This window comes from Cerasicoccus sp. TK19100 (assembly GCF_027257155.1).
In the GTDB taxonomy this organism is placed as follows: domain Bacteria; phylum Verrucomicrobiota; class Verrucomicrobiia; order Opitutales; family Cerasicoccaceae; genus Cerasicoccus; species Cerasicoccus fimbriatus.
In genome coordinates, this window is the sequence record NZ_JAPWDU010000003.1 from 283,925 (window position 1) to 295,855 (window position 11,931).

Sequence of the window (11,931 nt, forward strand, 5' to 3'; positions counted from 1 at the left end):
CGACCGACCAAAGACGTGTGCCGTGACCGGCAAACCCATCCGCCCCCTCCTGCGCAATGAGCGCGATTCACTACGCCTAATAGGTAATAGCTAAGCAGCAACCCTACCTCGGGTGATGACAGCCCATATCGTCAGGCCATGTGCAATGCACCGAGCTCGGAACGAGCTAGCGCGGTCAGTCCCACCGTACCAGTAGTGAGTCTACTCCGGCGACACCAGGAGACTTAACAACTGCTGAAGCTGCATAGGCAAATATACAACGACATCTCAAGCTGCCACACGCTCCTAATAGATGGGGTGCTTATCTGTGCGAACTCAAAACTTAATAAATAATAATAGATTTAATGATCACGCAATAGTAAGCCCAACAATCAGGACACCGATAATAGAATCATCCCGCCTCCTGCGAGCGCAGCACCGCCAGCGGTGGGCTTTTCGAAATACCGCGGCTGTTGACCAGGCCGGTGAGCAGTGTCAGCGCGGTGGTTACGACAATCGTGATCGACGTTTCGATATACGGCAGTGGCGGATCGGTTTCAAAAACCCAGATTGCCAGGCTAGCGGCCGCGCCCCAAGCCAGCAAGGAGCCAACGATGCCGGCCATCAACCCGACGGCCAAATACTCCACAGACATGATCGCGCGGATCTGCGCCGAGCTGGCGCCGATGGTCCGCAAGAGTACGCTTTCGCGGAAGCGCTGGTAGCGGCTGGTGATCACCGCCGAGGCGAGAACCACCACGCCGGTCAGCAAGGTAAAGGACGCCATGAACCGCAGCGCGAAGGCCACGCGGCCCATAATTTCACGCAAGCCGTCGAGCACGATGCTCAGATCAACCGCCGTGATGTTTGGGTAGGTCTGCACGACTTTGCGCTGCAAAGTAGCGAGTGTGTCCGCATCCGGCGCCCGTAGAAAAGCGATGTGCCAAGTGGGCGCGCCTTCGAGAACGCCCTCCGGGAAGACGGCGAAAAAGTTGGGGCGCATGCGCTTCCAATCCACCTCACGCAATGAGGATACTTTGCACTGCAAAGATAGGCCCTGAATGTTAAAGGTCAACGTGTCGCCGACTTGCACACCGAGGTCTTCCGCCATACCGGTTTCCAGCGAGATGGGCACCGGCTCCTCGAAGCCATTCCACTGGCCCACGAATTCGCCCGCCACGACCTCCTCGGTAATACTCGGCTCACTGCGCCAAGTGGAGCGCCACTCGCGGTTAAGAATCCAGTTGTCGATGTCCTGTGTCGGGTCGGCCTTGATCTCGGTGACGCTCCGGCCATTAACCTCTTCCAGGCGCATGGCCACGATCGGCGCGCCTGCGGTAATGCTCATCCCCTCACCTTCGACAATGTCGCTAAAGCCATCGAGCTGCTCGGACTGAATATCGAAAAACATCGTGTTCGGCTCTTGCGCGTCATTCACCAATTCGGTGTCGCTGAGCAACACGCCTTCGATGAGGAACAAGGTCTGAATCAGGAACGCGCCCATGCCGAGGGTCACGATTAAAAAGAGCGTGCGGTTGTTCGGGCGGTGCAGGTTGGCCAGCCCCTGGCGGCATACGTAGTTACTCGTTTTGCCCGATACCATGGACAATACTTTGCGAAGCAAAGCAGACGTGAGCGTGAAGACGCCTAGCGCGACGAACAGGCCACCCGCGAAGGCGGCACCGTGCCAGGCGGTTTCGGTTTGCGCCGAGCAATAGCCAACGAGCAGCACCGCGATCACGCCCCAGACCAAGGCCACAAGTGGATCAAATTGGCGGCGCGGCTGATAGCTGGCGCGCAGAGCCCGCAGTGGGCTCACCCGGCGCAGCGGCAGCAGCGGCAAGAGCGAAAAGAGCGCAGCAATCAACCAACCGAACAACATGCCCTCGAGCACACGCGGCCAACTGACGAAGCTTTCGATTTCAAAGGGAAGCAGCGGCCCGATCACGGCGGGCAGCCAAACCTGCGCCAGCACCCCGATGGCGGCGCCGATCAGTGCGCCGACCAGCGTCACCCCGAGCACCTGCCAGAGAAATACGACGCACGCCGAACGCACCGAGCAGCCGAGAAAGCGCAACACCGCGACCGACTCCAGCTTACTACGCAAGTAGGCCTGCACTGCGCCGGCCACACCCACGCCACCCAGCAGCAGCGCGATCATGCCCACGAGGTTAAAGAAGCGGTAGAGGTTTTCCAGCGACTGGCCGAGGTCTTCCTTTTTCGTGGCGACGGTGTTGTAGCGTATGCGCTCGTCGTCCAGCATTGGCTTGGCGTCTTCGGCAATCGAGTCGGCGTCGGCACCATCGGGCAGCTTGATGTCCACGCTGTGGAATGCAATGGTGCCCAAGCCGATCAGCCCAGTCTCCTCCAGATACTTCGCGGGCATATAAACGCGCGGCGCGAAAAGGCCGGCAAAGGCAGACTCGCCCGGCACTTCGATGATTTCGGCCGCGATGGTAAACTCCACCTCGCCAAGCTTGATCGGATCGCCAACCTTGAGGCCGAACATGGAAAGCAGCACCGGATCAACGACGACGATGGGCTCATCGGTCTGGCCGATCAACACGCCGGCGGGCGCGGTTTCGAACTCACCATAAAACGGAAAACCGCCCGCGACCGAGCGCACCTGCACGAGGCGGGTGTCCTCCGTCGTCGGAAAATACGCCATCGAGCTAAACCGCGTCTGCCGCGACTGCTCGCCGCCCACATCACGGATAAAAGACTCAGCGCGATCGCTAAACGGCGTACGCGACGAAAAGCGCAGGTCCGAGCCGAGCAGGGTCAGCGCCTTCGCGTCCGTAGTCGCGCGCAGATTGTCGCCAAACGAGTTAATCGCGACCAGCGCCGCCACGCCGAACACAATCGAAATGGCGCAAAGCAACAGGTGCTTCTTCTGGGAGCGCGCGTCACGCCAAGCTGTCAGCAAAGTAAATCTCATGAATCTAATAGCGAATCTCGAATAGCTGATTACGAATGACGGAAGATTTAAAGTTGCACGATGCGGCCGTCGCGGACGGCGAGGCGACGTTGGCAGCGGTTGGCCAGATCGAGGTCATGGGTTACCAGGACGAGCGTGGCGCCGTGGTCGCGGTTGAGTTCGAAGAGGAGCTCCTCGATGCGCTCGCCGGTTTCGGGGTCGAGGTTGCCCGTGGGCTCGTCGGCGAAGAGAACCTTGGGGTCATTGATAAACGCGCGGGCCAGCGCGACGCGTTGCTGCTCGCCGCCGGAGAGCTGGATCGGGTAGTGATCTTCACGGTCGGCAAGGCCCACCTTTTCCAGCCACTGGAGCGCCAGCTTGTCGACGCCGCGTTCGCCGCGCAGCTCCAGCGGAGCCAGCACGTTTTCGCGCGCGGTGAGCGTCGGGATGAGTTGAAAATTTTGAAACACGAAGCCGACGTGTTCGTTGCGCAAGCGGGCGCGGCCGTCTTCGGAGAGGCTGCCCCAGGGGACGCCCATCAGGTTGATATCGCCCGTGGTCGGGTTATCCAATCCGGCACAAAGTCCGAGGAGCGTTGTCTTACCACAACCGGATGGCCCGACAATCGCCAGCGACTCGCCCGCGCCGATCTGGAAATTCACGCCTTTGAGAATTTCCAGCGACCCATGGGCACCATGGTAGCTCTTGTGCACGTCGATGGCCTCCAGGACCGGCGCCCCGGCGTTGGTTTGATTCATATCAGGCATTGCTATTGTAGGAACACGATTCAGACTCTTTTGCAAACGATGGACTTATTCAACAGGCAGTTTTACAGCAGGTTCCGTCGCACTTTCGCGGCGTTGGCCATCGCTTTTTTCGTAATCGCGCTCACGCCGCTGGTCAATGCCAAGCCAGCTGTGGTGATGTTTTACGGTGACAGCCTGACGGCGTCCTACGGGCTCGCACCCGAGCAAGGCTACCCGGCGCTCATCCAGGAGAAGATCGAAACCGAGGGCCTGCAAAACGAATACACCGCGCTGGCCTCGGCGGTGAGTGGCGAAACCTCGGCCGGTGGCCTAAGCCGGATCAACTGGGCCCTCGCCGGGCTCGACCGCGGCAAGCAGGAGCTGGCGGTCTTCGTGCTGGCCCTCGGTGCCAATGATGGCCTGCGCGGGCTGCCCACCGACGCCATGGCCAAGAATTTGCAAGCGATCATCGACCGCGTGAAAGAAAAGCACCCGGAGGCGCAGATCGTCGTCGCCCAGATGTTCATGCCACCCAACTTGGGCGAGGCCTACCGCGAGTCGTTCGCCGAGACATACCAAAATGTCGCCAAGGCCAACGACGCCGTGATGATTCCCTTTTTGCTGAAAGACGTCGCCGGCGATCCGAAGCTGAACTTGCCCGATGGCATTCACCCGAACGCTAAGGGCCAGCAGATCATGGCTGACAACCTTTGGCCGATCCTTAAGCCACTACTGACCACTCAATCACCACAATCATGAAGTTATTGACCGCTCTTTGTGTCGGCGCACTGCTCGCCGGCTGCGCTACCAGTCAACCTACCGAGGCTCAAAAACAACAGGAAGCCAAAGCGCGCGAAGCGATGGGTGCCGGAGCGGGGCAGTTGGAAAACTCGGGGGCGATCCAAGATGGCACGATGCTCAACCCGCCAAACTCCGCTTTTAGTGTGGAGCTATAGGCTACGTTGGAAGCTAGGCCTCTTTTTGGTTCTGCGCCAAGGAGTCCGAATTGGATTTAGCATGAAGCGCCTGAAAAATCCGCTGCTGCTCCTTTAAGTTAGCGCTGACGAAATCTTCTACCGACATGCCATTAAGCCGCGCCCAGCGTTCCAGTTCGAAACGCTGTTTGGCTGACATATCATCCGGGAAACCCGGCTGTGAGTTATGAGACATTTTCACCTTTGTATAAAACATGGGAAGAAGTAGTATCGCTTGGGCCTCTCTATCGACGAGAGTCAGAAGTGATTTAGGCGAAAATCCTAAAATGAGTGAAAATCACTACGTTCGTTAAAGCCGTACAGGTAACCATTTCACGCCAAAAGCCCCACCGAGAGCGTTAATTTTTTAGCTTTTCATGCCAGCCCGCATGCCCCATCGTTCTGGGCTTCATGTCGCTTTTTCTCGCAACATTGCTGACCGGCCTCGTGCTGATACTCTGGGGACTCCCATTTTTCAAGGGGGGTACCGGGGTGCGCACACGCGCGTTCTCGCTGCTACGCTCCAAGCCAGCCGCGATGGTCCTGTTCGGCGGAGCCGCGCTATGGTTCCTCTACCACGTGACACAGCTCGGCAAGGCAGATTTTGGCGACTACAAAATGATCATGCTAGTGGTTTTTGGTGCATCCGCGCTTGGTGCCTTTGTTTACACACCGGATTTTCTGGCGGTGCGCGGCCTGGCCGGGCTCATGCTGCTCAGCGCCAGTCCGCTGCTGGGCTCGGCCTACATGCAGTATGATGAACCACAACGCCTCGTCCTCGTGAGCATCGTTTACGTGCTGATCATCGCCGCGATGTTTATCGGCACGATGCCCTACCTGATGCGCGACCTGTTCGAGTGGCTCTGGGCCAAGCCCAAGCGACTCAAGCTGTTTGGTGGTGCGTTCATGGGCTATGGCGCGCTGCTGGTGATCGTTTCGTTCACTTACTAGCTTGTCTCCCGGGGCTGAGCACCTCACATTTCGCGCATGCACCCCAAAGAATCGTCCGGACTGATGCTCGTTGTTTCTGGTCCCGCGGGCAGTGGCAAGACCACCGTCTGCGACCGCATGCTGGCGCACTACGACACGCTGGGCCGCGTCATTACCTCCACCAGCCGCGATCCACGCGAGGGTGAGCAACACGGGGTCGATTACTACTTTTTCCCACCGGAGCAGTTTCGCGAAATGATCGACAACGGCGAGTTCTACGAACACGCCCAGGTCCACGGTCGCTACTATGGCTCCCTCAAGCGCGAGATCGACGCCAAGCTCGCCGCCGGAGTCGACCTACTGCTGAATGTTGACGTCCAGGGTGCCGCAACCTACCGCCAGGCTTCCAGGGAAAACGAGGCCCTGCGCGGCCGCGTCGTCACGGTGTTCATTCAAATTTCGCCGGAGCAGGTCCGCGAACGCCTGGAGTACCGTCAAAGCGACGACGAAGCGGAGATCGAGCGACGCATCCAGACCGCGAACAAGGAACTGGAGGAAGCGCCGCTTTACGACCACGTGATCATTAGCGGCACGCGCGAAGAGGACTTTGCCCGCTTGGCGGCCATCTACGAAGCCGAGCGTAAATCGCGGGCGTAGTTCAGAAGTTACCTCCCCATCGGCGGCGTGGAGCGTCCCTCGCCTGCTCTATAATACTGCCACTCTTTGCAAATCAGGCTTGGACAAATCACTGAAATTGCCAGAATTTCGAACCATGGCCGAAGTCTATTTCATCCTGGGTGCCGAGGGCGCTGGTCGCCGTGAAGTCGTGCGTGATTTGATTGATGGCGGATTCGCCGAAGACGAGCAGATCGCAATCGCCCTGCATACCAGCGAACCAACAACCCCCGTCAACGAAGAGCTGACCAGCCGCGACGCCACGCAGCTCATGACCTACGAGGATTTGCGCCAAATCCAGACCCCGGCCGCGGCCGAAGCCATCTTCATCGTCGCCTCCGGCCGCGGTAATCCGCTGGACTTTATTGAGGCATTTGCCGAGTGGCTTGAAATCAGCGGGCAATCGCTGGCGCGTATCATCACCGTGGTTCATTGCCAGCTCCTGCATGCGCAGCCGAAGCTGGAGCTTTGGCACCGCGCCTGCATTCACTTTTCAGATGTCGTGCTGCTCGACCGCCGCGAGGACGTGCCCAACAAGTGGTTTAGCGACTTCAAAAAGCCCTACGAACACGACCATTATCCCTGCCTCTTTGAGCTCGTGAAAAAGGGCCGCGTTAAAAACCCTGCCTTGATTCTGGAGCCGCAGCCACGACGGCTTTCCCTGGCTTTCGACGACGATTTGGACGCAATCGACCTGCTGGAAATCGATGAAGACGACCTGCCCGAAGAAACGATCGACCTAACCCGCCCCACCGATCCCTGGCTTGTCCGCCTCCCCAGTGGCCAGTGGGAAAAGCACTTGCCCGACATCGCTAAGTTCCTCGATCAGGACTAAGCGCCGGGCAATATGCAGCCGACAATTTTCTCGGCAAAGATTTCCTCTAATGGGCATCGGCGCTCGATTCTAAGGTTTTCCATCCTTAAAAGCTTAGATGCTAGCACCCCTTTTTGCTCAAGGTTCTTGATAACGACTTAATCATCTTGAACAGCGGGACGTTTTCTCAGGGACTGACCCTAGCCCTCTACTCACTCATAAACTTCCTGCTAAACCTGCAAGATGGACATTCAGAGCGCGCACCATGCCCAGCCGACCAGCGGCAATGCCAATTCCGGCGTGGACAATGTCCTATTAAAGCATAATATATGCTGTGATTTCAGCGGAAGCCTTACCCCAAGGCTGTCTAATCGGCCGCCAACCAGCTAACCCCACCCACGCACCAAGCCATGGCATCGCAGAATTCAGCGTTAATCAGCAAATGTCCGGTCGCAACCGGTATTTCGCTCTTAACTGGCGTGATGTCCCTACTGGTCTTGGTTGGTTGGATCACTGAGTCCCGTGTGATCGTTCAGATTGCGCCTGGGCTGGCCCCGATGCAGGCTACGACCGCGATTGGCTTTTTCCTGTTCAGCGCCTGCATTTTTCCTCTGGCGGCCTCGCCCCAGTGGAATCGTTGGCATATTGAGCGAATTGCCGCAGTGTTGTTTGTCATCTGGACCGCGCTTAATTTGCTTCAGCACGCACTCGGGGCAGATTTGGGCATCGACCGCATTCTTGGCGAGCCCTTCATCGCCGATAATTCCCCCGCACCAGGCCGCATGTCCCTAATGACGGCGATGTGTTTTGGCCTCGCTTCAATGGCCACGCTGATCTCCACCATTGGCCATCGAAGCCCCAAGCTGGAGGTACCCATCGTCTTCCTGGCCAGCCTGACCTTAGGCGTCTCGGGTGCAGCGCTGTTCTGCTACGTACTGGATGTGCCCCAGGCAGTCTGGCTGGGCAAACGATTTTCCGAAATGGCGATCCTTACCGCCAGCGGATTCTTTTTGCTGTCTGCCGCATTGATTATGCAGCGCTTCAAGTGTGGCCGTGCGCTTTACCAAGGAGCCTTCCGCTGGATGTGGGCCCCCGTGCTGGTGAACTCTCTCATCGCGGTGGGTATTATCTTCCTGGCCTTCCACTCTCAGTCGGTCACCAATCAAATCGAGGTCGCTAATGTGCGCGCGAACGTCATCGCCAACACCTTGCGTTCCCAAGACACCCAGTTAGAGCAAGCCCTGCGCCGCATGACCCGGCGTGCTACCTCGCCGCTGGCCAATCTGGAATCCCTATGGGAGCACGATGCGCTGTATTACATCCGGGATTTTCCGAGCCTTAAGTATATACGGCTCACCGAAGAACTGTCTCAGGCGGATTGGGGCTACCCCAACGAACTCACCCTGGTCTATAATGATTGGTTGGATGAGCACCCACCTGCAGATTTACTTGAGTCAGGCAAATCCGTCACATTGACAGGAGATGAAGCCACCGATAAAATTTGCTATTGGGTAATGGAAGATACCCGCATGGCTGGCCGTCCGACCGAGGTATACTTAATGGCCGTCATCGACGCCTCAGAATTCGCACAGAACGCGATTCAGCAGTTGGGCACGGATCTATCGCAAATCTTCGATTACTCGATTAGGCCCTATGTCCCCGACGGCTCAGCGGAATCCCAAAAATTGGGGCCGGGAAAGACGCTAATCTACCTAAGCCCGAGCTTCGCCTATTATGTCGACGTTGAGCCACAGTATAATCAGGGCAACCAGCAAGCCGAGACGGTGTTCCTCATGGGCGGTGTAGTCATGTCCTTCGTCCTCGCGCTGTTGACGCACCTGCTCTATCTGAACCGCAAGCGCTACCAGGACATCGAAGTCGCACAATTGGCGCTCAACCGGCAAAAGGACCGCCTCGAAGCCTACGTGAAGCACGCCCCGGCCGCCGTTGCCATGTTCGACCGTCGGATGCGGTATGTAGCCCTCAGCCAGCGTTGGAAAAAGGACTACGGGCTGTTGGACAGGGACGTTGTGGGCAAGAGCCATTACGACGTATTCCCAAACATTTCCGATGAATGGAAAGAAATTCACCGCCGCTGCCTGGCGGGTGAAGAAATGTTTAATGACCGCGACCAATGGCGACCCGAAGGCTGGGACCACGACCAATACCTGCGCTGGGAGATCCGCCCATGGTACCAAATCGATGACTCCATTGGCGGTATCATGATGTTCACGGAAGACATCACGCAGAGCGTTTTACGCGAGCAAGAGCTGATCGAAATGCGTGAAAAGGCCGACAGCGCCAACCGCGCCAAAACGAACTTCTTGGCCAACATGAGCCACGAAATCCGCACGCCGATGAACTCCATTCTAGGCTTTTCTGAGCTGCTCGCCGACGAAGTGAAAGAGCCCCGGCAAGCGCAGTTCCTCAAGTCGATCCAAACCAGCGGCAAGGCGCTCCTGAGTTTGATCAACGACCTGCTCGACCTCGCCAAAATCGAAGCCGGTAAGATCGATCTGGAATACAAGCCGGTAAACCTTCACCAAACCGTAAATGACCTGCTCGCCATCTTCCAGCTACAGGCCGAGAGCAAGGGCATCGAGCTTATTGCGAAGACTGCAGACAACATCCCGGACTTTCTGATTCTCGACTCGTTCCACCTGCAGCAGGTCCTGCTCAACCTCATGTCCAACGCCGTCAAATTCACCAAGAAAGGCTCGGTGACGGTCAACGTGTCATGCCAACAGCGCGGGGAAAAATACGACCTATATTTCGAAGTCATCGATACCGGATGCGGTATACCGGACTCCTTCCGCGAACGCGCATTTGGAAAATTCGAACAGGCGGGCAGCGGCAGCCATGGTGGCACCGGCCTCGGCCTCGCGATCAGCGCCAAACTCGTGACACTCATGGGTGGTGAAATCAACTACACCAGCAAACTGGGCCACGGCACAAAGTTCTTCTTTAACCTGCACAACGTCTCCCCGGCCAGCCCCTCATACGAGCAGAACTACGCAACCCGGGACATTAAAAACCTACAGTTTCCCGCCACCAAAATCCTCGTGGTGGACGATGTCAGGGAAAACATTGATCTGGTCGAAGCCGTCTTTGAACAAATTGACGCGGTCCAGATCATCACGGCCAACAATGGCAACGAAGGGCTGGCGATGGCCAAGCAGCATCACCCCGACATGATCCTGCTCGATATTTCCATGCCGGACATTGACGGCACCGAGGTTTGCCAGCAACTCCGCGAGCTGGAAGCATTTCAGTCTACCCCGATCGTCGCGATCACCGCCAGTTTGCAAAAGTCCAACAGCGACTTGTCCCCCTTTGGCTTCAGTGAATGCCTCTTTAAACCGATCCCTCCGCAGTTATTGATTAACACCTGCCACCGCTGGCTCAAGGGTGCCACTATACGGTCAAACACCCCGTCACCGATGAAAATTGAGGGCCAGGAATCCTCCAAGCCACCCGTCAATTTACCGGAGCCCGTCGCCCAGGAATTCCGCGAGCAGATCGCGCATCTGCAAGGAGGCGTCGCGCTGAAAGACATCGAAGACTTCGCCGAAAAACTGCTCACCGCCGGTCAGAAGCACCAGTGCGAATTTCTCACCGGCACCGCCCAGCAACTGAAGCTCGCCACACAGTCATTTGACATTCTTGGCGCGCGCCAATGCTTGCAACAACTCTCCAACCACCTTAAGAATAATTGATAGCCGTCTGCATGAATATTTTAGAAAAGCATACGCCCGTCGATCAGCCACTGCTGCTGGCGGTGGACGACCAACCGGAAAACTTACGTGTTCTGGGAAGCTCATTGGCTAAGAAAAACCTCAACATAGCCTTTGCGACGAGTGGCCACGAAGCCTTGGAGTGGTTGGACAACAACACGCCCGACATTATTTTGCTCGATGTCAACATGCCCGGTATGGACGGCTTCGAATGCTGCCGACAGCTCAAGACACGGCCAGAGCTGGAGCATGTGCCGGTTATTTTTCTAACGGCGCGCGTGGAATCAGAAGATATTCAAGCCGGCTTCAGTGCGGGTGCCGTCGACTATGTCACTAAGCCGTTCCTTGCCGCCGAGCTACTGGCGCGTGTAGACACCCACCTGAAGATACAGGAGCAGCGCCGGGAACAAGAGTGGCAAGTAAATCGCCTCAATGAGCTCATTGGCATCATCGCGCATGACATCCGTGGCCCGGTGTCATCAGTTCGCTGCCTGGCTCAAATGCTTTTAGAGGATTTTCCCGATCAAATCGATGAGGATACCGAAACGAACAGCCATGAGTTATACCGGATCATCAGCCAAAGCTGCGAGCGCACCATCAGCGCTCTCAACGGCCTGCTCAATACCAAGATGACGCTCAATGGTGAGTTCAGCATACAGTCCGAGTTTATCCCAATAGCCGAGGTCTTCGATATCGTGCGCCAACGCAACTACGGACAAAGCCTCAATAAAAGCATTCTCCTGGACTTTAAAGGTAGTGAGAGCATTGTCTTCGCCGATGAAAAACTACTGACCGAAGCCATCGACAACTTGGTGAGCAACGCCATCAAATATTCGGACCCGGACAGCACAGTTCATATTGAAGCAATCACCGATGGCGGCAACCAGGCCTTGATTCGCGTATCGGATGAAGGTCCGGGATTTACCGAAGAAGATTACCCGCGCCTCTTCAAAAGATATGAGCGTCTCTCCGCCGGTCCCACGGGTGGTGAATCGTCATTCGGCCTCGGCCTTTCACTGGTTAAGGACATCATGAGTGCACTCAATGGCGATGTAAAGCTGGTCAGTAAACCAGGCGAAAGTGCCGTCTTCGAGCTAACGTTACCGTTACCCGCCAAACCCTAGATGGGAGCCGTCTAGGGAAAGCACAGCGGCCATCAGCT

At 57.0% G+C, this 11,931-nt stretch carries 10 protein-coding genes; 7 read left to right on the forward strand and 3 right to left on the reverse strand.

What is annotated here, in order from left to right; all coding sequences use genetic code 11:
- Window positions 1-391: 391 nt before the first annotated feature.
- Together O3S85_RS07765 and O3S85_RS07770 are read right to left on the reverse strand one after the other, a co-directional pair.
- Window positions 392-2,917, reverse strand: a complete 2,526-nt coding sequence (locus O3S85_RS07765) for an ABC transporter permease (RefSeq protein ID WP_269539371.1) — start codon at window positions 2,915-2,917, stop codon at window positions 392-394.
- A 47-nt stretch (window positions 2,918-2,964) separates the two neighbouring features.
- Window positions 2,965-3,663, reverse strand: a complete 699-nt coding sequence (locus tag O3S85_RS07770) for an ABC transporter ATP-binding protein (RefSeq protein WP_269539372.1) — start codon at window positions 3,661-3,663, stop codon at window positions 2,965-2,967.
- A 93-nt stretch (window positions 3,664-3,756) separates the two neighbouring features.
- On the opposite strand from O3S85_RS07770, the gene O3S85_RS07775 reads away from it, so the two are divergent.
- Both O3S85_RS07775 and O3S85_RS07780 read left to right on the forward strand, forming a co-directional pair.
- A complete protein-coding gene (locus O3S85_RS07775; RefSeq protein WP_269539373.1) occupies window positions 3,757-4,401 on the forward strand; it encodes an arylesterase in 645 nt (214 codons plus the stop codon).
- The gene (locus tag O3S85_RS07780) at window positions 4,398-4,598 is read left to right on the forward strand and encodes a hypothetical protein (RefSeq protein ID WP_269539375.1); all 201 of its coding nucleotides are present in this window, start codon (window positions 4,398-4,400) and stop codon (window positions 4,596-4,598) included. Before O3S85_RS07775 ends, O3S85_RS07780 begins: the two co-directional genes overlap by 4 nt.
- A gap of 13 nt (window positions 4,599-4,611) precedes the next feature.
- Here the strand turns inward: O3S85_RS07780 and O3S85_RS07785 are convergent, their stop codons facing one another.
- Window positions 4,612-4,833: a hypothetical protein gene (locus O3S85_RS07785; RefSeq protein ID WP_269539377.1), complete on the reverse strand. Its 222-nt coding sequence runs from the start codon at window positions 4,831-4,833 to the stop codon at window positions 4,612-4,614.
- 194 nt (window positions 4,834-5,027) lie between these two features.
- Between O3S85_RS07785 and O3S85_RS07790 the strand changes: the two genes are divergently transcribed.
- The 5 genes from O3S85_RS07790 (at window position 5,028) to O3S85_RS07810 (ending at window position 11,893) form a co-directional block, all read left to right on the forward strand.
- Window positions 5,028-5,567 (forward strand): hypothetical protein, encoded by a 540-nt coding sequence (locus O3S85_RS07790; protein WP_269539379.1) that lies wholly within the window; start codon window positions 5,028-5,030, stop codon window positions 5,565-5,567.
- 36 nt (window positions 5,568-5,603) lie between these two features.
- Entirely contained in the window at window positions 5,604-6,203 is a 600-nt protein-coding gene (gene gmk, locus O3S85_RS07795) for a guanylate kinase (protein WP_269539380.1), read from the forward strand.
- 115 nt (window positions 6,204-6,318) lie between these two features.
- Window positions 6,319-7,056, forward strand: a complete 738-nt coding sequence (locus tag O3S85_RS07800; RefSeq protein ID WP_269539382.1) for a hypothetical protein — start codon at window positions 6,319-6,321, stop codon at window positions 7,054-7,056.
- A gap of 389 nt (window positions 7,057-7,445) precedes the next feature.
- Complete coding sequence (locus O3S85_RS07805; RefSeq protein ID WP_269539384.1) at window positions 7,446-10,751, forward strand: PAS domain-containing sensor histidine kinase; 3,306 nt, start codon at window positions 7,446-7,448, stop codon at window positions 10,749-10,751.
- An 11-nt stretch (window positions 10,752-10,762) separates the two neighbouring features.
- Complete coding sequence (locus O3S85_RS07810; RefSeq protein WP_269539385.1) at window positions 10,763-11,893, forward strand: hybrid sensor histidine kinase/response regulator; 1,131 nt, start codon at window positions 10,763-10,765, stop codon at window positions 11,891-11,893.
- Window positions 11,894-11,931: the final 38 nt, after the last annotated feature.